Annotated in this window: 17 protein-coding genes, 2 tRNA genes and 1 CRISPR repeat array; of the genes, 10 read left to right on the top strand and 9 right to left on the bottom strand. The window is 64.7% G+C overall.

The window, feature by feature from the left end; genetic code table 11:
- A CRISPR array of direct repeats spans window positions 1-1,288; the repeat unit is 36 nt; unit sequence GTTCTAGCAAAGGGGACGGTGCGATCCAATCGCAAC.
- 104 nt (window positions 1,289-1,392) lie between these two features.
- Window positions 1,393-1,468: transfer RNA gene (locus tag Mspo_RS17580), tRNA-Glu, on the bottom strand.
- A 143-nt stretch (window positions 1,469-1,611) separates the two neighbouring features.
- Between Mspo_RS17580 and Mspo_RS17585 the strand changes: the two genes are divergently transcribed.
- A complete protein-coding gene (locus Mspo_RS17585; RefSeq protein ID WP_159732080.1) occupies window positions 1,612-3,462 on the top strand; it encodes an ABC-F family ATP-binding cassette domain-containing protein in 1,851 nt (616 codons plus the stop codon).
- Between the two features lie 7 nt (window positions 3,463-3,469).
- On the opposite strand, the gene Mspo_RS17590 is transcribed toward Mspo_RS17585, so the two are convergent.
- A complete protein-coding gene (locus Mspo_RS17590) occupies window positions 3,470-3,796 on the bottom strand; it encodes a GNAT family N-acetyltransferase (RefSeq protein ID WP_159732083.1) in 327 nt (108 codons plus the stop codon).
- Window positions 3,797-4,032: 236 nt separating this feature from the next.
- Between Mspo_RS17590 and Mspo_RS17595 the strand changes: the two genes are divergently transcribed.
- On the top strand, window positions 4,033-5,334 hold the full coding sequence (locus Mspo_RS17595) for a lipoprotein-releasing ABC transporter permease subunit (protein ID WP_201281740.1): 1,302 nt from the start codon (window positions 4,033-4,035) through the stop codon (window positions 5,332-5,334).
- A 17-nt stretch (window positions 5,335-5,351) separates the two neighbouring features.
- Window positions 5,352-6,035 carry an ABC transporter ATP-binding protein gene (locus Mspo_RS17600; protein ID WP_159732086.1) on the top strand — a complete coding sequence of 228 codons (684 nt, stop codon included), beginning with the start codon at window positions 5,352-5,354 and terminating at the stop codon, window positions 6,033-6,035.
- A 64-nt stretch (window positions 6,036-6,099) separates the two neighbouring features.
- Here the strand turns inward: Mspo_RS17600 and Mspo_RS17605 are convergent, their stop codons facing one another.
- Window positions 6,100-6,669 (bottom strand): hypothetical protein, encoded by a 570-nt coding sequence (locus tag Mspo_RS17605; RefSeq protein WP_159732089.1) that lies wholly within the window; start codon window positions 6,667-6,669, stop codon window positions 6,100-6,102.
- A gap of 580 nt (window positions 6,670-7,249) precedes the next feature.
- On the opposite strand from Mspo_RS17605, the gene Mspo_RS17610 reads away from it, so the two are divergent.
- On the top strand, window positions 7,250-7,876 hold the full coding sequence (locus Mspo_RS17610) for an enoyl-CoA hydratase-related protein (RefSeq protein WP_244613528.1): 627 nt from the start codon (window positions 7,250-7,252) through the stop codon (window positions 7,874-7,876).
- Between the two features lie 57 nt (window positions 7,877-7,933).
- Here the strand turns inward: Mspo_RS17610 and Mspo_RS17615 are convergent, their stop codons facing one another.
- The 3 genes from Mspo_RS17615 to Mspo_RS17625 form a co-directional block, all read right to left on the bottom strand.
- Window positions 7,934-10,237: a bifunctional diguanylate cyclase/phosphodiesterase gene (locus Mspo_RS17615; RefSeq protein ID WP_159732095.1), complete on the bottom strand. Its 2,304-nt coding sequence runs from the start codon at window positions 10,235-10,237 to the stop codon at window positions 7,934-7,936.
- Window positions 10,238-10,279: 42 nt separating this feature from the next.
- Window positions 10,280-11,191, bottom strand: a complete 912-nt coding sequence (locus Mspo_RS17620; RefSeq protein WP_159732098.1) for a crotonase/enoyl-CoA hydratase family protein — start codon at window positions 11,189-11,191, stop codon at window positions 10,280-10,282.
- A 170-nt stretch (window positions 11,192-11,361) separates the two neighbouring features.
- Complete coding sequence (locus tag Mspo_RS17625) at window positions 11,362-12,717, bottom strand: multicopper oxidase family protein (RefSeq protein WP_159732101.1); 1,356 nt, start codon at window positions 12,715-12,717, stop codon at window positions 11,362-11,364.
- Window positions 12,718-12,999: 282 nt separating this feature from the next.
- Between Mspo_RS17625 and Mspo_RS17630 the strand changes: the two genes are divergently transcribed.
- The 4 genes from Mspo_RS17630 to Mspo_RS17645 all read left to right on the top strand — a co-directional run bounded on the left by Mspo_RS17630 (window position 13,000) and on the right by Mspo_RS17645 (window position 17,505).
- Window positions 13,000-13,084, top strand: a tRNA-Leu gene (locus Mspo_RS17630).
- Window positions 13,085-13,158: 74 nt separating this feature from the next.
- Window positions 13,159-14,523, top strand: coding sequence for a trigger factor (gene tig / locus Mspo_RS17635; protein ID WP_159732104.1), 1,365 nt, complete (start codon window positions 13,159-13,161; stop codon window positions 14,521-14,523).
- Between the two features lie 252 nt (window positions 14,524-14,775).
- Entirely contained in the window at window positions 14,776-15,411 is a 636-nt protein-coding gene (locus tag Mspo_RS17640; protein WP_159732107.1) for an ATP-dependent Clp protease proteolytic subunit, read from the top strand.
- Window positions 15,412-15,492: 81 nt separating this feature from the next.
- The gene (locus Mspo_RS17645) at window positions 15,493-17,505 is read left to right on the top strand and encodes an acetyl/propionyl/methylcrotonyl-CoA carboxylase subunit alpha (RefSeq protein ID WP_159732110.1); all 2,013 of its coding nucleotides are present in this window, start codon (window positions 15,493-15,495) and stop codon (window positions 17,503-17,505) included.
- Between the two features lie 262 nt (window positions 17,506-17,767).
- Here Mspo_RS17645 and Mspo_RS17650 read toward each other — a convergent pair whose 3' ends face one another.
- Complete coding sequence (locus tag Mspo_RS17650; protein WP_159732113.1) at window positions 17,768-19,585, bottom strand: acyltransferase family protein; 1,818 nt, start codon at window positions 19,583-19,585, stop codon at window positions 17,768-17,770.
- Between the two features lie 309 nt (window positions 19,586-19,894).
- Here Mspo_RS17650 and Mspo_RS17655 point away from each other — a divergent pair, with 309 nt between their 5' ends.
- A complete protein-coding gene (locus Mspo_RS17655; RefSeq protein WP_244613529.1) occupies window positions 19,895-20,572 on the top strand; it encodes an arylesterase in 678 nt (225 codons plus the stop codon).
- Window positions 20,573-20,579: 7 nt separating this feature from the next.
- Here Mspo_RS17655 and Mspo_RS17660 read toward each other — a convergent pair whose 3' ends face one another.
- Window positions 20,580-21,659: a 5-(carboxyamino)imidazole ribonucleotide synthase gene (locus Mspo_RS17660; protein ID WP_159732125.1), complete on the bottom strand. Its 1,080-nt coding sequence runs from the start codon at window positions 21,657-21,659 to the stop codon at window positions 20,580-20,582.
- A gap of 11 nt (window positions 21,660-21,670) precedes the next feature.
- The gene (purE, locus tag Mspo_RS17665; protein WP_159732128.1) at window positions 21,671-22,135 is read right to left on the bottom strand and encodes a 5-(carboxyamino)imidazole ribonucleotide mutase; all 465 of its coding nucleotides are present in this window, start codon (window positions 22,133-22,135) and stop codon (window positions 21,671-21,673) included.
- 185 nt (window positions 22,136-22,320) lie between these two features.
- Here purE and Mspo_RS17670 point away from each other — a divergent pair, with 185 nt between their 5' ends.
- The gene (locus Mspo_RS17670) at window positions 22,321-22,977 is read left to right on the top strand and encodes a hypothetical protein (protein WP_159732116.1); all 657 of its coding nucleotides are present in this window, start codon (window positions 22,321-22,323) and stop codon (window positions 22,975-22,977) included.
- Window positions 22,978-23,098 lie beyond the last annotated feature (121 nt).

Here is a 23,098-nt window from a genome sequence, read left to right on the forward strand (position 1 = left end):
GTTCTAGCAAAGGGGACGGTGCGATCCAATCGCAACCATCTCAGCTTTCGAAAGCTCTGACGATCGGTTCTAGCAAAGGGGACGGTGCGATCCAATCGCAACCCTTCTAGTGAAATAGAAATCTCTGTGTTAGTTCTAGCAAAGGGGACGGTGCGATCCAATCGCAACGACGCTATCAAAAGGCATTCTGGCGTGCGAGTTCTAGCAAAGGGGACGGTGCGATCCAATCGCAACCGACTTCTCCATGATAATCTTTATAATCTAGTTCTAGCAAAGGGGACGGTGCGATCCAATCGCAACCAATCCCTGAAGGGGATTGTTTTTCAGAATGTTCTAGCAAAGGGGACGGTGCGATCCAATCGCAACTACGACACCGGGCAGATGAAATTGAAAAGCGTTCTAGCAAAGGGGACGGTGCGATCCAATCGCAACGCCGGAGCCGGCCTTGCCGAAGCCGTCGGCGTTCTAGCAAAGGGGACGGTGCGATCCAATCGCAACCACACGCACATCGTCACGAATTTGAAGCCCGTTCTAGCAAAGGGGACGGTGCGATCCAATCGCAACCTGCCCGCAAGGCTACTGGCGAAAAGGTAAGTTCTAGCAAAGGGGACGGTGCGATCCAATCGCAACTATACCGCCACACTTCTCGCAATAGACCACGTTCTAGCAAAGGGGACGGTGCGATCCAATCGCAACCAATCACGCATTCTCATTCGGAGCGCGATGGTTCTAGCAAAGGGGACGGTGCGATCCAATCGCAACAGAGACGCACTGTGATCGTTCGCCGAATTGTTCTAGCAAAGGGGACGGTGCGATCCAATCGCAACCGAGATCGCCAGTTTGAGAAAGCAGCCATAGTTCTAGCAAAGGGGACGGTGCGATCCAATCGCAACTCAATAACACCGGTGGCACGGAAACGCGCCGTTCTAGCAAAGGGGACGGTGCGATCCAATCGCAACCATCTCAGCTTTCGAAAGCTCTGACGATCGGTTCTAGCAAAGGGGACGGTGCGATCCAATCGCAACATCGATGAGAAACGATCGTATCGCGGTTTGTTCTAGCAAAGGGGACGGTGCGATCCAATCGCAACAAGCTCGCTTACGAGCGGTCCGACAAATATGTTCTAGCAAAGGGGACGGTGCGATCCAATCGCAACCACGGCGCCGACGACGGGCTACAAGCCGACGTTCTAGCAAAGGGGACGGTGCGATCCAATCGCAACCGCTACGAGATGCAAGCGCATTCGTCGAGAGTTCTAGCAAAGGGGACGGTGCGATCCAATCGCAACACCTCGACCGGACCAGACAACGAAGAGGAAGAGGCGCATTGCTTCTAGGCGCGACCGCCAAAAGGCCCTGCGATCGGCTCCGAAATCAGCTCCAAGTGTTTGATTGGCGCGCCCAACGGGAATCGAACCCGTGTTTTCGCCGTGAAAGGGCGACGTCCTAGGCCTCTAGACGATGGGCGCGGGCTGCGCCGGACGCTGCCGACGCGAAGCGGGCGCAGATATAGAGGGCCGCGCTCGGGCTGACAAGCGCAATGAAGCCGTCGCGCCGCCCCGCTCCGTCGGCGGCATTGCGCATCGCCCGCAAAGGTCCTAGAGGCGAGCTCATGCTCTCCATCGACGATCTCACCTACCGGCTCGGCGAGAGGCTCCTCTTCGACAAGGCCTCCGTTTTCCTGCCGCCGCGGACGCGGGCCGGCTTCGTCGGCCGCAACGGCGCCGGCAAGACGACGCTGTTCCGCATCGTCTGCGGCGAGATCGCCGGCGAGAGCGGAACCATAACTCTGCCGGCAAAGCTGAGGATCGGCCGCGTCGAGCAGGAAGCGCCGGGCGGGCCGACGGCGCTCGTCGATTTCGTGCTCGCCGCCGATACGGAGCGCGCCGCTCTGCTCGAACGCGCGGAGACCGAGACCGATCCGCATGAGATCGCCGAAATTCAGACCCGGCTGGTCGACATAGAGGCCCATGCCGCTCCGGCGCGGGCGGCGGCGATCCTCTCCGGCCTCGGTTTCGACGCCGAAGCCCAGAAGCGCCCGCTTTCGGAATTTTCCGGCGGCTGGCGCATGCGCGTCGCGCTCGCCGCCGTGCTGTTCTCGCAGCCGGAGCTGCTGCTGCTCGACGAGCCGACCAATTACCTCGATCTCGAGGGCGCGCTCTGGCTGGTCGATTATCTCGCGCGCTATCCCGCGAGCGTCGTCGTCATCAGCCACGACCGCGACCTGCTCGACGCCGTCTCGACGCATATTCTGCATCTCGAGCGCGGCAGGCTGACGCTCTATAAGGGCGATTACAGCTCTTTCGAGGCGCAGCGGCGCGAGGCGCGCGCGCTCGCCGCCAAGGCCGGCAAGAAGCAGGAGGAGCGTCGACGCGAGCTGCAGGCCTTCGTCGACCGTTTCCGCGCCAAGGCGACCAAGGCGCGCCAGGCGCAGTCGCGCCTCAAAATGCTCGCCAAATTGGAGCCGGTCACGGCGATCGTCGACGACGAGGCGCTGCCCATCCATCTGCCATCGCCGGAAAAGCCGCTGTCGCCGCCGATCATCGCTTTCGAGAATGTCAGCGTCGGCTATGGCGAGCGCATCGTGCTGTCGCGCCTGTCGCTCAGCCTTTCGAACGACGACCGCATCGGCCTGCTCGGCTCGAACGGCAATGGCAAATCGACCTTCGCCAAGCTGCTGGCCGGACGTCTCGAGGCGAGGAGCGGCAATGTGGTGCGGGCGGCCAGGCTCGAGGCCGGCTTCTTCGCCCAGCATCAGATCGACGATCTCGACGAGAAGGACACGCCCTACTCCGTCTTCGCCGCGCTGATGCCCGGCGCGCCGGAGGCGCGCATTCGCGCGCGGGCGGCGCAGACCGGCTTTTCCGGAGCGCGCGCGGACACGAAGGTCGAGCGTCTCTCCGGCGGTGAGAAAGCGCGGCTCTTGCTCGGCGTCGCCTCCTTCCACGGGCCGCATCTGCTCATTCTCGACGAGCCGACGAATCACCTCGACATCGACAGCCGCGCCGCGCTCGTCGAGGCGATCAACGCCCATGAGGGCGCGATCGTGCTCGTCTCGCATGATCGCTATCTGCTGGAGGCCTGCGCCGACCGTCTATGGCTCGTCGAAGGGGGCACGGTGCGCGCCTTCGACGGCGACGTCGACGAATACGCCCGCTACGTGCTGGCGCGGGCCAATGGCGAAACGCGCGAGCAACGCAAGGACGACGAGCCGCGCGAGAGCCCTCGCCCGCCCAAGGGAAAGCGCGACGCCGGCCAGATGCGCCGCAGGCTCGCGGCCGCGGAAGAGCGCATGAAGAAGCTCGCGGAATTGCTGGCGCGCGTCGACGCCGCGCTCGCCGATCCGAGCGCCTTTTCCCGCAATCCGCAGGAGGCGAGCCGCCTCGCCCAGCAGCGCGCCGATCTCGCCGCCGCGCTCGCCGAGGCCGAAGATCAATGGCTCGCGCTCTCGGACGAGGGGTGAGCCCGCCTCAGGCCGATTTGCGCAGCAGCAGATCTGCGAACTCCTGGTGGCGCGCGATGTAATCGGCCACGAAGGAGCATTCCGGAACGACCTTCAGCCCCCGCGCCCGCGCCCATTCCAGCGCGCCGCGGACGAGCTCCGACGCCGCGCCCTGTCCGCGCAGCGCCGCAGGCGTCTGCGTATGGGTGAAGACGATGGCGCCCGGCGTCAGGCGGTAGTAGGCGACGGCCGTGCCGTCTTCGAGATCGAGCTCGAAGCGATCGAGCTCGACATTGTCGTGGACGGCGCCATGCGCTTTGCGCGGCGCGCCCTTCAGCTGGGCGATCGAACCCATGTCCTCATCTCCTCGATTGCCCACCGCCGATGTCGAGGTGGTGATCGCAGCGCAGCAAATTAAGGGCCAATCGCTGATTTTTCGACCGACGCGGGATCGGCTCGGGTCCCCTTGTCGGTTTTCCGCCGCAAATCGCGACGCCTCGTTCCCCCGCCTTCGATTCGCCGCCGTCGCATGGGAAAGGCCCAATTCTGTGGCGCGCTTGAAAGGCTCGAGCGGATGGGCACAATGCCGACATGAGCGAATCTACTTTGTCTTCCCTGGCCGAGATCGAGCCGGCGCCGCGCGCGCGACTCTTCGCGCCCTTCGAATGGGCCGTCGCCTTCCGCTATATGCGGGCGCGGCGCGCCAATGGATTCGTCTCGGTGATCGCCGGCTTCTCCTTCCTCGGCGTCATGCTCGGCGTCGCGACGCTCATCGTCGTCATGTCGGTGATGAACGGCTTCCATCGCGAGCTGATGGACAAGATCGTCGGCATAGACGGCCATGCTTTCGTGCAGGCGGCCGAGCGGCCGCTCACCGACTGGGCCGAGCTCACGGCGCGGCTCCAGCGCCTGCCGGGCGTCAAGCTCGTCGCGCCCATGGTCGAGGGCGCGGCCGGCGTCTCCTCGCCCTATGGTCAGTCGGGCGCGCTGGTGCGCGGCGTTCGCGAGCAGGACATTCTGCGGCTGCCGGGCCTCGCCGGCAATGTGAAGGACGGAACCTTCGAGGGCTTCGACAGAGCCGGCGGCGTCGCCATCGGCCAACGCCTCGCCGAAACGCTCGGCGTACGCGTCGGCGACAATATCAGCATACTCATCGCCAAGGGCGCCTCGACCCCCTTCGGCGTGGCGCCGCGCATAAAGGCCTATCCGGTGACGGCGATCTTCCAGATCGGCATGTCGGAATACGACCGCGTCTTCGTCTATATGCCGCTTTCCGAATCGCAATTGTTCTTCAACCACGAGAATGAAGCGACGGTGATCGAGGCCTTTCTCGACGCGCCCGACGCGGTCGACAAATTCCGCGCCGACATAGACGCCAATATCGATCGGCCATTGATGCTCACCGACTGGCGACAGCGCAACAAGACCTTCTTCGACACGCTGCAGGTCGAGAGCAATGTGATGTTCATCATATTGACTCTGATCGTGCTGGTCGCGGCGCTCAACATCGTCTCCGGCCTCACCATGCTGGTGAAGGACAAGTCTTCCGACATTGCCATTTTGCGCACGATGGGCGCGACGCGCGGCGCGGTGCTGCGCATCTTCCTCATCATCGGCGCCTCGATCGGGATCGTCGGCGACCTCGCCGGCTTTCTGCTCGGGCTCGCTCTCGCCAAGAATCTCGACGCGATCCGGCTGCTGCTCAACAAGCTCATGCACGCCAATCTGTTTCCGGCCGAGCTCTATTTCCTCTCGCGCCTGCCCTCCATCGTCGAGCCGCGCGAGGTGGCGCTCGTCGTCGTCATGACGCTCGTTCTCGCCATTCTCGCCTCCATCTATCCGGCCTGGAAGGCGGCGAGCCTCGATCCGGTCGACGCGCTGCGCCACGAGTGAGGCCCATGATCGCGCCCATGACCGCCCCTGTTCTCGAGCTTTCCGGCGTCGCCCGCCACTATCGCGAAGGCGACGCCCGGCTGGACATATTGCTCGGCGCCGATCTCGCCATCTCGCCCGGCGAGACGGTGGCGCTCGTCGCGCCGTCCGGCGCCGGCAAGTCGACGCTGCTGCATATCGCCGGCCTGCTGGAGCGCGCCGACGACGGCGAGGTGATCATCGCCGGACGCGCGACCTCGCATATGAGCGACAATGAGCGCACGAGCCTGCGTCGCTCGACGATCGGCTTCGTCTATCAGTTCCACCATCTGCTGGGGGAGTTCACCGCGCTCGAGAATGTCGCGCTGCCGCAGACGATCAACGGGCTGGACCGCCGCGAGGCGGAGCGGCGCGCCGCCGAGCTGCTCGACTATCTGAGGCTCGGCCCGCGGGCGCGGCATCTGCCGTCGCAACTCTCGGGCGGCGAGCAGCAGCGCGTCGCCATCGCGCGCGCCGTCGCCAATGCGCCGCATGTCCTGCTCGCCGACGAGCCGACCGGCAATCTCGACCCGCGCACGGCCGAGCACGTCTTCGCGATATTGATGACGCTCGCGCGCAGCACCGGCCTCGCCGCGCTCGTCGCGACGCATAATCTCGATCTCGCCGCGCAGATGGACCGCCGCGTCACGCTGAGCGACGGACGCCTCGTCGAGCTCGCTTGAGATGGCGGGGCGCTGCGGCCGGGGTTCTTCGCCCCATGGCCGCAGCGATCGCTTCTCGTGAGGCTCAGGCCGTCTTGTTTTTCTTGTCGATGAAGCTGTTCTTGTACCACAGGCCGAAGCCGACGAGGCCGAGCGCGGCGAAGAACACGGCGATGATGATATTCTTGTCCTCGGTCGTGCCGACCGCGAAGGGGAAGCGGGAGACGTATTCGCGCCCGTCGTCGGCCTTCGCCTTCACGAGGCCGATATAGTCGCCCTTCTTGGTGAAGTTGTATTCGAAATTGAGCGTGCCGGTCTTGTATTTTTTCGCCGGCACATAGACTTCCGTGTTCTTTTCCAGATTCTCGTTGTCGTCGCTCTGCCCGACATTGCGCAGAATGCGGATTTCCAGCGCCATGTCGCGCAGCTCGTCCTGAACCGCGTCCAGCACTATGATGGTCGGACCGACGTCGGGAATGTCGTCACAGAAGACGTCGCGCGATTTCAGCGGCTGATAGCCGGTGAAGTTCATCGTGTCCGGACCGATCTTCATGATGCATTGACCGCCGTCGAGACTGACGCCGCCATGCGCATGGGCCTCGCCGATCAATCCGGCCGTCGCCAGGGCAAGAGCGACCAGAAGTCGAAAACTCATCTTTCCTCTCCCTATCCACGGTTTACGCCGCTTCTCCGAACGGCTGAAGCACTCTCGCCGACCAGACGTCGACGACCGCAAAGCGACTCGGCTCGACCGCCGACCGTCGCTCCCGGCTTTTAGCACACACTCTCAAAGACGCAGGGACGAAGTTTTCGTCCGCCGACGCGACGGCGCGGAAATGCCGCGGCCGCAAGAGCCGCTCGTGGCGCTCGGAGAACGCGCCATTACGTGGCGGCTCGGGCCTACTCCGCACTTTCGGGCGGGAATTGGCGCCTCCACCTAACCCAACAGCGGCAAAAAGACGCAGTCCGGTAGGCTATTCGAATTTCACGAGTACGTACGTACTTTTTGGCGCGAAAATTAACCATGAGCGAAGACGCGGCCGAAAATTCTTTAAAAATTTAAGTATCGCGGTAAGAATTACGAAACCATTCGAAATGGGAGACGAAGCATGAATGCGGTAGTTTCGACTAACGGCGGCGCCTCCGCTATCGCCGACGAGACTTTTGTTGCTCCTGCCGGCATTTCGGATCCGCTGGATTTCATCGGGCGACGATCCTCCCTGGAGATCCACCGGATGGACGAGGTCGATACGATTCTCGTGAGCAAACTCGCTTGCGGTTTCGATCGAGACAGCATCGAGGGCTTGACCTTGTTGCTCGGAAAAATTTCGGAAGGCCATCTACCCAATCTCAAATATCTCGTTTTCGACTTTGCGCATTGCGACGAAGCTCCAGCTGTCGCCGCAGACGGATTCGACGAGCTCGCCTCGGCGACCGCGCGCCTCATTCTCGACGCGCCGGTCATCTCGATCGCATGGGCGAGAACCTATCTGAACGGAGCGGACCTCGACTTCGCTCTGTCCTGCTCCATGATCGTGGCGGACCGACATGCGCGCTTCTGCTTCGAGGCCGATTTCGCTTCGGCGGTCGGCGTCTATGGCTCGCTCGCGCAAAAGCTCGGCTTCGTGAAGGCGGAGCGGCTGATGGAGAATGGAGAGATATTGACCGCCGAGCAGATGCAGGAGCTCTGCCTGGTCAAGCATATCGTCGAGAATGGCGAAGGGCTCGAAGGCGCGGAGAGCTATGTGCGCCAGTGCGGGCGGCGCCACAACGCCTCCTACAGCATGTTTCGCGCGCAGCGCATCAGCGCGCCCCCGGTTCGCCGGCATGTTCCGGCGCCTTCGGCGAGCCGTCGCGTCTGAGCGGCCGCGCGCGCAGCGCCTCGATCCGGCGGCCCAGGGCGGCCGCCGGGCCGGCCGTCAGGCGACGACCTTCAGCTTGCCGCCGCCGCGACCGGCCCCGGCGAAGAGCAACGAAAGCTCGGCCTGCGGCTTCGCCATGCTGAAGAGGAACCCCTGCATCAGATACACATTCTTGGTGAGGAGAAGCGCCCGCTGCTCATGGGTCTCGACGCCCTCGGCGACGAGATCTATGCCGAGTTCGGCGGCGAGCAGAGAGACCGCGCCGACGATCGCCTGGGTCTTGTCCGAGACATTGAGCTCCGACACGAAGCTGCGATCGAGCTTCACCTTGTCGACCGGAAAACGGTTCAAATAGCCCAAGCTGCTGAAACCGGTCCCGAAATCGTCGAGCGAGAGGCGCACGCCGAGCGCCCGCAGCGCCGCGATCTTGGCCGCGGCGTCCGCGGCGTCCTGCATGAGCGTCGATTCGGTGATCTCGATCTCGAGACGGCCGGGCTCCAATGCGGCGGCCGCGAGCGCGCCGCGGATGCGATCGATCATGTCGGACTGCTGAAACTGCCGCGACGAGAAATTGACGGCGACCCGCGCCTCACGGGGCCATAGCCGCGCGTCCTGGCAGGCCTTGCGCAGCACCCAATCGCCGAGCTCCACGATCATCCCGGTCTCTTCCGCGATCGGAATGAAGGCGGAAGGCGACACATAGCCCAATTGCGGATGTCGCCATCGGGTCAACGCCTCGCAAGTGGAAACGGACTGATCGCGCGCGTCGAAGATCGGCTGATAATGCACCTCGAGCGTCTCGGCGCGCAGCGCTTCGCGCAGCTCCTTCTCGATGCGCCGCTTATAGAGCAGCGCATCCTCCATCGCCGTCTCGAACCAGATGGCCTGCCGTCTGCCGGCGGCCTTGGAATGATACATTGCGAGATCGCCGCATTTGAGCAGCCCCTCTGCGGAGGTCGCGTCCCGCGGCGCCATGCAGAGGCCGACGCTCGCGCCGATCACGATCGTATGCCCTTCGATGACATAGGGCCGGCCGATCGACTCGATGGCGCGGCGCGCCAGAGCGTCGGACGGGGGCGCCTCTAGCGTCGGATGCATCAGAATGCAGAATTCGTCGCCGCCGAAGCGCGCGACCATGTCGACCGAGCGCACGCAGTCCCGCAGACGTTCGGCGACCGCGCACAAGAGACGATCGCCGATCGTATGTCCGAGCGAGTCATTGACCTCCTTGAACTGATCGAGGTCGATGCAGAGCAGAGCGAGGCTCAATCCGCGTTTGCGAATGTGCCGCAGATCGCGCTCGAGCCGCTGCTGGAACTGGAAGCGATTGGCGAGCCCGGTCAGCGTGTCGAAATGCGCGATCCTCTCGATCTCGCGCGCCGCGCGCCGCCGCTCGGTCACATCCTCGACGACGGTGACGAAAGCCCCGTTGTCGGCCGGCTCGCAGCGGAAATCGAAGATTCGGACGCCGATCTCGCGCGAGAAGACGTCGGTGCGCGGCAGCGAGGCCCGCGAGGTCCATTGCTCCAGAAAAATCTGCGCATCCTCTCGGGACATGTTCGTGCTTTCGCCGATCATGCCGGTCAGCGCGGCGAGATCCTTCGGCATCGTCTCTGGATCGAGACCGAAGAAATCATACATGCGGCGATTGACGACGGTGAGCGACTTGTCCGCCCGACCCATGCACAGACCGTGCGTCATGCTGTTCAGCGCGGATTTGAAGCGCCGGCGCTGCGTATCCGCGTCGCGCCCGTTGCGCAGAGCCGACTCGAGCACCGAATTCAGGAATTTGGTAGTCGACTGCACCGAAATGATCCCGAGCGCGATGATGAAGGTCAGGCCCCAGTACCAGACCGAGAAATTGAACAGACAGGTAATGGCGAGCGGCGCGCAGACGCCGATGGCCTGCCAAAGGACGATATGCGGCCGGCCGGCGTTGCGCCCGGCGAGCGCGCCGGCGCATCCGGTCATCAGCACGACGCCGTAATAGGCCACCATCTCGCTGTGATGCGTGTTGAACAGCACGGCGGCGGTGACGCCGACGACCGTCATGAAGCTCACGCCGCCGATGGCGTAACGGAGCTCCCATTGTCGCGCGTCGCGACGGCGCTGCGCGAGCGGCGTCCGCGTATGTGCGATCAACACATGGATGCGATAGACGCTGATCGCGAGCAGAGCCAGAACGAAGCCGAAATAGACGAGATCGCCGGTCGTGAGCCATGCGATGACGGCGACCAGCAGTCCCGCCCCTATGCCGGCGATGAACGAGCCCGGCGTGCCGAACAGCGTCTCGACGAGATCGGCATAGATCTCGTACTTCTGGTCCTCGGGCGCGACATCCTCGATTTGTCGTTTCGTCATCGCTATGACTTTCATGTCGCAAAGGACGCCGACTGACCGGCGTCAACGAAGGCGGCCGTCCTCCGCCGTTCCGCTCGAAGACGTCATCCGCTTCTGGGCTGCGGCCAGTCGCTCCATATGCCGCAGATCTTGATCGCTCAACGCGGTCGAACAATCGGCCCAGAGATCCGTGATCTCGATCAGCTCGTCCCTGGTCACCGGAAAGCAGCGTCTACGCGCTTCCGCGAGCGCCCGCCGGCGCAGCCAGCGTTCTTCTCCACCTTCCCGCATCCAACTGTCGGCCGCCTCGCGCAACGAGCCTTCGGGGGTCATCAGATCGATGGCGCCCAGTTCGAGCATCTCGCTCGCCGAATGGATCGCGCCGGCGCCGATGATGCGCTCCGCCTGGGCGACGCCGAGCCGCCGCGTGAGCAGCGACACCGCGCCCATTCCCGGAAATGCGTTGAAGCTCGCCTCGGGCACGCCCAGCTTCGCATTCTCCTCGGCCAGGATGAAGTCCGAGGCGAGCGCCGCCTCGAAGCCGCCGCCGAGACATTGACCTCGCACCGCGGCGAGCGAGACGATCGGGAGATCGAGCCCGCACACGAGCGAATAGATGAGGTCGATGCAAGCGTGCGCATAGGCGATCAATCGATCGCGCCGGCCTCCGCGGATCGACGATGTGAAGGTGACGAGATCGCCGCCGAGGCTGAACACCGACTTCTTGTTCGAGCTCATCACGAAATATCGGACGGGAAAGCGCGCGAATCCGTCGAGCTCATACATGCGGCGAAGCGATTCGCGCACCCCCGCCATGTCGGAGAGCGTCTGCATCGCATAGTAGGGAGGCGACGACGCCTTGTAATTCATCCATACGGCGCCCGTGACGGCGTCGTATTCGAGATCGATGTGATCGAACTCCCAATGCGGAAAATCTTCCGGCTGCTTGATATCGAACGCGAAGTTTTCGGTCATCGGGGCCGCTCTGATTCAACTCGCGAGTGTGACGCAACCGAAATCTCGACCCGCCGACGCCACGACACGACAGGCGGCGGCGCGCAATCTAACGCCGTGGAAGTTATCGCATCCTTATTTCAGAATATTATATTTGTTCACAAATCCCAAATCGCCGGCGCGGCCCGCGCTCATTTCACCTCGAACCAGGCGGCTAGCCCGGCCGCCTCATGCTCCAGAATATCGTCGTGAACAGCCCATCTGCCGGGGCTGTCGGCGACGAAGGCGACATGCTTGGTCTTGCCCGGCGGCACGACGACGCCGTTGCGCCAATAGGGCTCCCATCCGTCGTCGAGATCATGCAGAAGCCGCACGCAATGGCCGTGGACATGCATCACGACCGCGACCTCGGCGCGATTGACGAAGCCGAGCGTCACCGGACTGCCGCGCTTTACCTGGAACAGCGGCGGCCCGCCATAGGCCTTGCTCGGCGCGCCATTGACGCGCCAGACGGAGGCCGGCGACGCCGGCGGCTCCAACAGGAGGTCGACCTTCTTGGCCGCCTGCAGCTTGATCTCCTTGGGAAGCAGCGGGTTCTGCGGCGGCGCCGCTATGGCCGGGCGGACGGCGGCCTTGGCGCCGCGCGTCGTGAAGATCGCCAGATCGCAATCCGGCTCGTCTATGCCGCGCAGGACGAGCTTGGCCGCGGCGTTCTCGGCCTGCGGCAGATCGAACAGCAATTCGAAACGCGAGCCGGGCGCGGCGGGAATGGTGCGCCGCACCGGCTCGAAGGCGTCGCAGGGCTGGCTGTCCACGGCGACCACGAAAGGCTGAATATTCTCGAAGCCGACGAACATGATGCGCGCATTGGCGAGATTGGCGAAGCGCAGGCGGACACGCGCGCCGGGCGCGAGATCGCGGCGCGCCGGCGCCGGGGCGCCGTCCACGGCGACGAGCGTTCCGACGCGCCCTGCCCCGGCCGCGGCGGCGGGCGCTCCGAAGTCGCCCTCGATCGCGCCCTCCTTGCCCAGCCGCCAATCGTCGAGGACGAGCAGCAGATCGGCGTCGGCCTCGAGCGGCTTCGGCTCGTCGACGAGAAGGAGGCCCTTCAAGCCGCGGCCGACGAGCTCCGGCGTCTGGCCATAGACCGAGGGGCGGTAGCAGAACAGGCCGGCGTCGAGCGCCTTGCGGCGATAGTCGAAGCGTCCGCCGGGCGCGACCTCCGCCTGCGTCAACGGCGCGACGCCGTCCATGGCGTTGTCGCCGCGCATCCCGTGCCAATGGACGGAGAGCGGCTTGTCGAGCCGGTTGACGAGCGTCGCCGCGAGCTCCTCTCCCTGCGCGAGGCGCAGCAGAGGGCCCGGCGTCTTTCCGTCGAATCCCCATATCTCCGTCGCATGGGCGGTCTCGGGCAGCAGGCGCGCCGTCCCCTTGCGCGCCTCCAGGATTTTCGGCGCGGCGGCCGGGGCCTCGGCGCGCGCGTCGAGCGAGACGAGGGTCGCGGCGACTCCGCTGAGAAAGGCGCGGCGTGAGCAGTTGGACGGCATGGGGTCTCCGATTTCTCCTCGCGGCCCGCATATGGCCCGAGCGGCGCATGGCTTTCAACAGGCCCCGACGCGCATCCGCCCACGACATTTTCTTTAGCGCCGGCGGCGCATCGTGCTATAGAGCCCCCCGCCCGAGCCGGCGCGTGGCGGCGTCCGCGCGCCGACAGCGGTTTTTCGGCCGTCGCCGCGAGCGTTACGACGCCGGGCGGCTCGGGGCTTCGGTCCTTTGGCGTTTGGTCCCGTCGAGCCGGCGGCTCGTCGGGCGTTTGCGCGTCGGGGCGGGCGGGCGTGGCGGAACTGGTAGACGCGCCGGATTTAGGTTCCGGTGACGCAAGTCGTGGGGGTTCGACTCCCTCCGCCCGCACCAGCGACGCGCGCCGGCGGCAGAGATTTTTCCCGGCGGACGCCGGACTGGTCGAGATTCGAGAAGGCGAAAACGACATGCAGGTGACGCAGACCCTGTCGCAGGGCTTGAAACAGGAATTCAAGGTGGTGCTCCCGGCCGGCGAGCTCGCCGCCAAGCTCGAGTCCCAGCTCGTCGAGCTGCGGGGCAAGGCGCAGATCAAGGGCTTCCGCCCCGGCAAAGCGCCGCTCTCCTATCTCAAGAAGCTCTATGGCAAGGGCATCATGAGTGAGGTCTTGCAGGGGGCCGTCGACGAGGCCAATCGCAAGATCGTCGAGGACAATAGCCTGCGCGTCGCCATGGAGCCGCGCCTCGAATTCCCGACCGACCAGGCCGAGGTCGAGAAGGCGCTCGAGGCCGAAGGCGATTTCGCCTATTCCGTCGCCTTCGAGGTGCTGCCGGCGATCGAGCTCGGCGCCTTCGACGACATCGCGATCGAGCGTCCGGTCGCCGAGGTCTCCGAGGAGGAGGTCCAGAAGGCGATCGCCGATCTCGCCGACCGCATCCGCGAATTTCAGGACAAGGACGGCGTCGCCGCCAAGGGCGACCGCGTCACCATCGACTTCGCCGGCAAGCTCGACGGCGAGCCTTTCGAGGGCGGAACCGGCGGGGACGTCGATCTCATTCTGGGCTCCCGCTCCTTCATTCCCGGCTTCGAGGAGCAGCTCGAGGGCGCGGCCAAGGACGAGCAGCGCGTCGTCAAGGTGACGTTCCCGGAGGATTACGGCGTGCCGACGTTGGCCGGCCGCGACGCCGAATTCGACGTGACGGTCAAGGCCGTCGCCGCTCCCGCGGAGCTGCCGATCGACGACGCTTTCGCCGCCAAATACGGCTTCGAATCTCTGGCCGAGCTCACTTTCGCCGTGCGCGGCAATCTCGAGGCGGACTACGCCAAGGCCTCGCGCTCCAAGCTCAAGCGCGCCCTGCTCGACGCGCTCGACAAGAAATACAGCTTCGAGCTGCCCGAGGGACTCGTCGCCCAGGAATTCGACACGATCTGGTCGCAGCTCGAGGCCGAGCGCAAGCGCTCCGGCAAGAGCTTCGAGGACGAGGGCGCGACCGAAGAGGCGGCGCGCGACGAATATCGCAAGATCGCCGAGCGTCGGGTGCGGCTCGGCCTGGTGCTGGCCGAGATCGGCCAGGGCGCCGGCGTGAAGGTCGAGGACAAGGATGTGACCGACGCTCTGGTCGAGCGCGTGCGCGCCTTCCCAGGCCGCGAGAAGCAGGTCTGGGACTTCTACCGCAACAATCCGCAGGCGCTCGCCCAGATCCGCGCGCCCATCTATGAGGAGCGGGTCGTCGATCATCTGGTGACCAAGATCAGCGTCACCGACAAGATCGTGACTCGCGAGGAGCTCCTCGCCGCCGACGAAGATGACGATCTGGCGCAGCCCGCGGCCTGATCCGGCCCGCCGACCCGGGGCCCCTAGAAGGCGCGGCCCCGGGGTCCCCGCTCACGCTCTTGCGGTTTGTGTCTGGACGGCCTGCCGCAATATGCTACCAACGAGTCAAATTCTGGCTCGTGGCTTTCGCTCGTGATCGGGGGAAAGAAACGGCGGGTCGAACAGGCCGCCGCGAAGCCGGGAGCGACGCTCCCTTCGCGCGGCGCCTCGAGGTCGCAGGCCAGTCAAAACGAAAAAAAAGGCGCCAAAAAGATGCGTGATCCGATCGACGTCTACAACCAGTATCTGATCCCCCAGGTGATCGAGAACACGAGCCGCGGCGAACGCGGCTTCGATATTTATTCGCGCCTGCTGCGCGAGCGAATCATCTTCCTGACCGGGCAGGTCGAGGACCATATGGCCTCGGTCATCATCGCCCAGCTCCTGTTCCTCGAGGCCGAGAACCCCAAGCGGGAGATCTATCTCTACATCAACTCGCCGGGCGGCGTGGTGACCTCGGGCCTCGCGATCTACGACACGATGCAATATATCAAGCCCAAGGTGACGACGCTCTGCATCGGTCAGGCTGCCTCCATGGGCTCGCTGCTGCTCTGCGCCGGCGAAGCGGGCAATCGCATCGCTTTGCCCAACGCCCGCATCATGGTGCATCAGCCCTCGGGCGGCTTCCAGGGCCAAGCGTCGGACATCCTCCGCCATGCGGAGGACATTATGAAGATCAAGCGGCGTCTCAACGAAATCTACGTCAGGCACACGGGCCGGGACTATGACACGATCGAGAAGACTCTCGATCGCGATCATTTCATGTCCGCCGAGGAGGCCATGGAATTCGGCATCGTCGACAAGGTGGAGGTCCACCACCCCGACGATTCCGCCGAGGCCAAGGCCTGACATAGGCTCAAATCCCGGCGCGCCCGCTTTTTCGAGCAATCGAAAAAGCGGGCGCGCCGTTCCGCATCTATCGGGGCGCGCATGTTTCGTAAAATTCTGATCGCCAATCGTGGCGAGATCGCCTGCCGCATCATCAAGACCGCCCGCCGCATGGGCATAAAGACGGTCGCGGTCTACTCCGACGCAGACGCCGACGCGCTTCATGTCGAAATGGCCGACGAGGCCATCCATCTCGGCCCGCCCCCCGCCGCTCAGTCCTATCTGCTCATCGACAAGATCGTCGCCGCCTGCAAGGAGACGGGCGCCGAGGCCGTGCATCCGGGCTATGGCTTCCTGTCCGAGCGCGCCGCCTTCGCCAATGCGCTCGCCGAGGCGGGAATCGTCTTCATCGGCCCCAATCCGCGCGCCATCGAGGCGATGGGCGACAAGATCGAGTCGAAGAAATTCGCCTCCGCCGCCAAGGTCAATGTGGTTCCCGGCTATCTCGGCGTCATCGAGAATGGCGACGAGGCCGTCCGCATCGCCAATGAGATCGGCTATCCGGTCATGCTGAAGGCCTCCGCCGGCGGCGGCGGCAAGGGCATGCGCGTCGCCTACAAGGCCGAGGAAGTCGTCGAGGGCTTCAACCGCGCCCGCTCCGAGGCGGCCTCCTCCTTCGGAGACGACCGCGTCTTCATCGAGAAATTCATCGTCAATCCGCGCCATATCGAAATTCAGGTGCTGGGCGACAAGCATGGCAATGTGATCCACCTCAACGAGCGCGAGTGCTCGATCCAGCGCCGCAATCAGAAGGTGATAGAGGAAGCCCCTTCGCCGCTCCTCGACGAGGAGACCCGCGCCGCGATGGGCGCGCAGGCCGTCGCCCTCGCCAAAGCGGTGGATTACGATTCCGCCGGCACGGTGGAATTCGTCGCCGGGCAGGACAAGAGCTTCTATTTTCTCGAGATGAACACCCGCCTGCAGGTGGAGCATCCGGTTACCGAGCTCATCACCGGCATCGACCTCGTCGAGCAGATGATCCGCGTCGCCGCCGGCGAGCCGCTGTCACTGCGCCAGGAGAAGGTGACGATCAACGGCTGGGCGGTGGAGAGCCGCATCTACGCCGAGGACCCGACCCGCAATTTCCTGCCCTCCATCGGCCGCCTGGTGAAATATCGCCCGCCGGAGGAGAAGCGCGAAGGCGCGATCACCGTGCGCAACGACACGGGCGTCGCGGAAGGCCGCGAGATTTCCATCCATTACGATCCGATGATCGCCAAGCTCGTCACCCATGGCCCCGACCGCCTCGCCGCGATCGACGCTCAGGGAAGCGCGCTGGACCGCTTCGTCATAGACGGAATTCGCCACAACATCCCCTTCCTCGCCTCGCTGATGCAGCATGAGCGCTGGCGTTCTGGAAGGCTTTCCACCGGCTTCATCGCCGAGGAATATGCGGGCGGTTTCGCCGCCCCGCAGCCCGATGGCGAGGTCGCCCATGTGCTGGCCACCGTCGCGGGGCTCGTCGACCACATCGGCAATGAGCGCAAGCGCCTCATCAGCGGCCAGCTCGCCCATGGCCGCCCCTTCGAATTCGAGCGCAAGCGCGTCTGCGCGCTCGGCGAGCAGCTGTTCCATGTGACGCTGGACACGCAGGGCGAGGCGCTGATCGTTCGTTTCGACGAGCAGGACGGGCGGACGCGGCGCATCTCCTCCGATTGGCGGCCGGGCGATCCGGTGTTCGAGGGGACGATCGACGGCGCCTCGATCTATGTGCAGGTGCGGCCGATCCTCAACGGCTTCGAGCTCTCGCATCAGGGCGTCGCGGTGGACGCGCGCGTCTTCACCCAGCGCGAGGCCGAGCTCAACGCGCTGATGCCGAAGAAGACGAATGTCGGCGTCTCCAAGCATTTGCTCTGCCCCATGCCCGGCCTCGTGAAGACGATCGACGTCGCCGAGGGCCAGGAGGTGAAGGCCGGCGAGCCGCTCTGCATGGTCGAGGCCATGAAGATGGAAAATGTGCTGCGCGCCGAGCGCGACGTGACGATCAAGAAAATCGTCGCCAAACCCGGCGACAGCCTCGCCGTCGATGCGGTGATCATGGAATTCGCCGAATAGGCTCGTGGGCTGCGTCACCTGAACTGAAAGGACGTTGTCATTCCCGGCAGGCCGAAGGCCTGACCGGGAATCGAGAACAACGCACAAAAACTTTTGCCTGCTGCTCTAGGGCGTTTCCAACCGAAGTGGACGCCAGTTCGGCGTTCGCAATTTCGATGTGGTGAACGGCTCGATTGCCGGCGACACAACGGCCGACGCCGCCACCCGCTCGGGGGCCTCGAAGCGGCGCCAGAATTTTTTTCGGCGCCGCTCGAAACCGGCGTCAGTCCCCCAACTCTCGGGCGATCTTGTTGTCGCCGATCGCAAGGGAAAAAACCGCCTCCAATCGCCGCGCCCCCGTCAATGTGAGATGGCCCTTGTCGAAATAGAGCGGATGGCCGTCCTCGTCGGTCAGACGGCAATTCGGATCGCATAGCGCCGGCGCGAGATCGTAATATCGGAACATCGACGACGGGATCGCTCGGACCCTCGCCGTCAGCGGCGCCTGCCGTTCCCGAAACGCGTCGAGGGTAACCTCCGGCAGCGCGTCGCCCGTTTTCAAATTTTTGTAGAGAGCGGCCGGTATATGCGCGCCATGGACGGGGACGGGCATCAGCAGCGCAGTTCGGATTCCCTCTGCTTCGAGCCTCGCGCCGACCCTCTCCGCGATGCCGGCCAGATCGTCGATCGGCGAGAAGTGCAAAAATACCGTCTCCACATGCTCCGCTTTCGCTTTTGCGACCAACCAGTCGACGCCGAAGCGCGGATTGACCAGCGGATCATTCGGCACGGAGAAAAAAACGCGATAGCCATGGCTTGCCGCGACACGAGCGAAGGACGATCGGATCGAGTCGGCGTGACTGTTTCCGACCAGCATGAGACCGGGCCTTCGCTCGATGCCGGTGATTTCGCAGAAGTCCTGCATCGGGTGCAGGACGCGGAACGTCTTGCCGCAACGATAGGCGGCGCGATCCGTCCATGCGGCGAATATTCTGCGCTCCTCGATCGGATAGGCGAGCCAGAGCGCGGGACCGGCGGCGACCGCGACAGCAATGATGAACGCCGCGGCAAAACCGGCCCTGCCTGGCGTGAACAATGATCGATTGCGCTTCTCGACCTGATACAGCAGGCAAGACCCGCCGGCGACGAGACCAACGAGCGCCGCCATCTCCCCCGCGCCTGCGCCGGCGCCCGTCGAGGTTCCCGAAAACGGAAGATACATGAAGAGGACGATGACCGGGAAATGCGCGAGATAGATCGAATAGGACCAATCGCCGATTTTCTCGAGCGCTCGCCCCGGCGACGACTCTTCGAACATTCGCGGCAGCCCGAAGGCGAGAATGCCGCCCACCGCCAAGCAGACGCAGACAGATGCGAGCCCTGGATGGCCTGTGATCATGCTTGTCGCGTCGCCATCGATCGGCAGAAAGGGAATCGAAATGACGCAGAGGAGGCAAAAGGCGCTCGCCGAAGCTTTGCCGAGGCTCTTCGGCATTGCAGTCGGCGTCTCGAGACGCATGGCGATGATGACGCCGATCAAAAATTGCCAGACACGCAACGGCGTGAGGAAAAACGACGTCTTAGGGCTAACCGTGACCACCGCCATGCAGGCGAGCAGCGACAGAATCATTAGCAGCGGGGCGAACAGGCTGCGACGCCGCGCGAGCGTCAGAAGCGGCGGAACGAGCAGATAGAACTGGATCTCGACTGCGAGCGACCACAAATGCAGGAGCGGGTTGAACTCGGCCTTGCTGAAATAGGAATTCTGCAGCCAATAGCCGATATTCGCGCTGAACGCCGTCGCGAAAAGACTCTGCTCGACGACCTGCCGATATTCGATCGGCAGCACGATGAGCATGGACATGACGACCGTCGCCAGTATCGTCGCGAAATAGGCGGGAAGCAGGCGACGCGCGCGTCTTACGTAAAACTCCGCCGCGCTCCCCTGCTCGTAGAGATGCGCCATCAAAAATCCGCTGATGACGAAGAAAACGTCGACGCCGAGAAACCCGCTTCGAACAAGGCCGCTATCGAGATGAAACATCACCACGGCCAAGACGGCGACGCCGCGCAGAATCTGTATGTCCCGACGATAAATCATTCGATCTCCATCAAATATCCGGCTGCGCCCGCGCAGAGCGGCGGCGTTCAAATCGATCGCGCCATTCGAAATCAAATGTGAAAAATTCGCGCGCCCGCCCTTCGCCACCCGCGGGCGCGCGCCGGGCGGAATATGCGCGCGTTTCGGCTCTTCGCCAAGCGAGCCGAATCCCTTACGCGCGCGAGGCCTGCGCGCGCGTAAGGGCGCCGCGGAAGCCCGGCGAATGCGCCGGGCTTTCTTTACGTCGAATTGACGCGCGGTCGCTATAAAGCGCGTCGGACGTTTCATTCATTCGTTCGAGGCGAAGTCATGATGCGCCGATCGCACTTCTTTCGACGCTTTGGCGCGGCGCTCATGCTGCCGGCCTTCATCCTCCCGCCGGCGGCGTCGGCGCGAGCGGCGCCATTGCGTCTTCTCATCCTCGGCGACAGCTTGAGCACCGGCCTCGGCGTGCCGGACGGCTATGGCTTCGGCCCGGCGCTGGCGCGACGGCTGCGCGCCGACGGCTACCGCAATGTCGATGTGGTGAACGGCTCCATGGCCGGCGACACGACGGCCGACGCCGCCACCCGCGTCGCTTCGACGCCGCAGGCCTATGACGCCGACGTCGTCATCGTCGAGCTCGGCGGCAACGACATGCTCATCGAGACCGACCCCGCCGTGGTCGCGCGCAATCTCGATTGGCTCGTCGACGGCTATAAGAAGCGCGGAACGCGCGTCGTCATCGGCGGGATGCTGTCCAAGCCCGAGCTCGGCTTCGCCTATAATGTGACCTTCGACCAGATCTATCCCAAGCTCGCGGCCCGCTGGGGCGTCTCGCTCTATCCCTTCTTCCTCGCCGGCGTGTTCGGCCATCCGGCGCTGATGCAGGAGGACCGCGTCCATCCCAACGTCGCCGGAGTGGAGCGCATCGTCGCGGGAATAGCGCCGCTGGTGGAGCGCAATCTCGACGCGGCTGGGCGACGCAGGGTGGCGGAGGCGCGCTGACGCGCCCTCATTCTTGCGCGATCACCCGCGTCACATGGCCCATCTTGCGGCCGGGGCGCGTCTCCTTCTTGCCGTAGAGGTGGAGGCAGGCCCCCTCCTCCGCGAGCAGCTCCGGCCATTTCTCGACGTCGTCGCCGATGAGATTGCGCATCTCGACGCGAGCCCCGTGACGGCGCGTCGAGCCGAGCGGCCAGCCGGCGATGGCGCGCATATGCTGCTCGAATTGCGAGGTCACGGCGCCGTCGAGCGTCCAATGACCGGAATTATGCACGCGCGGCGCGATCTCATTGACGACGAGCCGCTCGCCCGCCGCCGCCTCGACGACGAACATCTCCACCGCGATCACGCCGACATAATCCGCCGCCTCGGCGATTTTGCGCGCCATTTCGACCGCCGCCGCCGCCGTCTGCGGCGCGATCCGCGCCGGCGCGACGGTCAGGGCGAGAATATGACGCTCATGGACGTTCTCGCAGACGTCATAGGCGCAAAAGGCGCCGTCGGCGCCGCGCGCCGCCACCACCGAGATTTCGCGCGCGAAGGGCACGAAGCCCTCGAGAACGCAGGGCGCGCCGCCGAGCGACTGGAAGGCGCCGGCGAGATCGCCGCTCTCGCGCAGCATGATCTGGCCCTTGCCGTCATAGCCGAAGCGCCTGGTCTTCAGAATGGCGGGCAGGCCGAGTCGCGCGGCCGCTTCCGCCAGCGCGCCGGCGTCCTCCACATTCTCGAAAGGCGCCGTCTCTATGCCGAGGCCGCGGACGAAATTCTTTTCGGTGAGGCGGTCCTGGGTCAGCGCCAGAACGCGCGGATTGGGCCGCACGACCGAATGCGCCTCGAGAAACGCCGCCGTCTGCGACGGCACATTCTCGAACTCGTAAGTGACGACGTCGACCGCCGCGGCGAAGGCGGCGAGCGCCGCCTCGTCCTCGAAAGCGGCGGTGCTGCGCGCGGCGCAGACGTCGAAGGCGGGATCGTCCACGGCCGGCGAATAGACATGGGCGCGCAGGCCGAGCCGCGCGCCGGCCTTCGCCAACATGCGGGCGAGCTGTCCGCCGCCCAGAATTCCGATGGTGGAGCCGGGATGCAGCATCGTCGTTTCGTTCACGCGTCGTCGCTCGGCGTCTCGGCGACCTGCTCGGTCTGGCGTCGCCGCCAGTCCTTCAGCCGCAAAGCGAGATCGGCGTCGCCGCGGGCGAGAATAGCGGCGGCGAGCAGAGCGGCGTTGATCGCGCCGGCCTTGCCGATGGCCAGCGTGCCCACAGGCACGCCGCCCGGCATCTGGACGATGGACAGCAGCGAATCCATCCCTGAGAGCGCCGCCGTCTCGATCGGCACGCCGAGCACGGGAAGCGTCGTATGCGCCGCGGTCATGCCGGGCAGATGGGCGGCGCCGCCGGCCCCGGCGACGATGACCTCGAATCCCTGCGCCTCGGCGCCTTTGGCGAAGGCGCTGAGCCGCTCCGGCGTGCGGTGGGCGGAGATGATGCGCGCCTCATAGCCGAGGCCGAGCGCCTCGAGCGTTTCGGCGCCGTGCCGCATGGTGGCCCAATCGGATTGGGACCCCATGATGATCGCGACAGGCTTCTTGGACTTCGCCACGGCTCTTCCGGCGGGCTGGAGTGCATGAAGCACAGCCCCTTAGCCGAACCGGCGGCGCGGCGCAAGCGCGCCCGGAAATTGCCGGAAAATAGCGCGGCGGCCCGAGCGACGCTATGATGGTCTTTTCTCACTCGTGTTTTCAGGAGGCGAAATTGGACGTCAAGGGATTGCACGACGCGCTCGCAGCGCTCAAGAGCCTCATTACGACGATCGGCCTCGTCCTGGCGATCGGCTTCGCCATCGTCAACGCCGGCGCCATCGGCGACGGCCTCTCCGCCCTCGCCGAGCGCTTCGGCGGCCTGCGCGGAGCGGAAATCGCCGGCGTGAAACTCGATTTCGGCGAAGCGACGATCGAAAAGCGCGTGCCGTCCGATCTTTTCGAGCGACTCGACATGAAGGACAAGCGGCGCATCTCCCGCAACCTCTATTCGCTCGAGCCGCGCATGGCGCTGCGGCTGCTGCAGGTCGGCCTATTGGCCAATCTCTGCGAATTCGAGAAGCCGACGACCTCCATGATCGACGATTTCAGCACCGACCGCCATCTGCAGGACCGCGGCCTCGCGACGCTGGTCGACAGTCCGCAGACCAAGGCCAGAGTGCTCGTCACGCAGGCGAAAGCGGGCAAGACGTCCGATATCGGCGAGCCGCGCTCCTGCTACGAGATCGCGCTCACCGACCACGGCTGGGACGTGCGCACCGCGCTCGTGCATGTGGTGAGCGCCGGCTTCGGCTCCGCGCCGCCACTGCGCGAGCCGCCGTCCGAGCCGGAGCCCGCCCGGGAACAGCAGAGCTCGTCCAAGAAGCGATGAATGGGAGTTCCGAGAGAAAACCGACGTCAGGGTCCCCCGCTGATCAGGGGAATCGGGTGAAGGATTTCAGGCGGCGACGAGACTTGCGAGGAAGTCGTCGTCCCAGGCGGCGGTCATGCGC

Origin of the sequence: Methylosinus sp. Ce-a6, assembly GCF_009811655.1 — a bacterium.
Taxonomy (GTDB): Bacteria; Pseudomonadota; Alphaproteobacteria; order Rhizobiales; family Beijerinckiaceae; genus Methylosinus.

Coding starts and splice junctions, on each gene's coding strand:
- Mspo_RS17585 (WP_159732080.1), top strand. CDS start 1,612: ATGCTCTCCATCGACGATCTCACCTACCGGCTCGGCGAGAGGCTCCTC.
- Mspo_RS17590 (WP_159732083.1), bottom strand. CDS start 3,796: ATGGGTTCGATCGCCCAGCTGAAGGGCGCGCCGCGCAAAGCGCATGGC.
- Mspo_RS17595 (WP_201281740.1), top strand. CDS start 4,033: ATGAGCGAATCTACTTTGTCTTCCCTGGCCGAGATCGAGCCGGCGCCG.
- Mspo_RS17600 (WP_159732086.1), top strand. CDS start 5,352: ATGACCGCCCCTGTTCTCGAGCTTTCCGGCGTCGCCCGCCACTATCGC.
- Mspo_RS17605 (WP_159732089.1), bottom strand. CDS start 6,669: ATGAGTTTTCGACTTCTGGTCGCTCTTGCCCTGGCGACGGCCGGATTG.
- Mspo_RS17610 (WP_244613528.1), top strand. CDS start 7,250: ATGGACGAGGTCGATACGATTCTCGTGAGCAAACTCGCTTGCGGTTTC.
- Mspo_RS17615 (WP_159732095.1), bottom strand. CDS start 10,237: ATGACGAAACGACAAATCGAGGATGTCGCGCCCGAGGACCAGAAGTAC.
- Mspo_RS17620 (WP_159732098.1), bottom strand. CDS start 11,191: ATGACCGAAAACTTCGCGTTCGATATCAAGCAGCCGGAAGATTTTCCG.
- Mspo_RS17625 (WP_159732101.1), bottom strand. CDS start 12,717: ATGCCGTCCAACTGCTCACGCCGCGCCTTTCTCAGCGGAGTCGCCGCG.
- tig (WP_159732104.1), top strand. CDS start 13,159: ATGCAGGTGACGCAGACCCTGTCGCAGGGCTTGAAACAGGAATTCAAG.
- Mspo_RS17640 (WP_159732107.1), top strand. CDS start 14,776: ATGCGTGATCCGATCGACGTCTACAACCAGTATCTGATCCCCCAGGTG.
- Mspo_RS17645 (WP_159732110.1), top strand. CDS start 15,493: ATGTTTCGTAAAATTCTGATCGCCAATCGTGGCGAGATCGCCTGCCGC.
- Mspo_RS17650 (WP_159732113.1), bottom strand. CDS start 19,585: ATGATTTATCGTCGGGACATACAGATTCTGCGCGGCGTCGCCGTCTTG.
- Mspo_RS17655 (WP_244613529.1), top strand. CDS start 19,895: ATGATGCGCCGATCGCACTTCTTTCGACGCTTTGGCGCGGCGCTCATG.
- Mspo_RS17660 (WP_159732125.1), bottom strand. CDS start 21,659: ATGCTGCATCCCGGCTCCACCATCGGAATTCTGGGCGGCGGACAGCTC.
- purE (WP_159732128.1), bottom strand. CDS start 22,135: ATGGGGTCCCAATCCGATTGGGCCACCATGCGGCACGGCGCCGAAACG.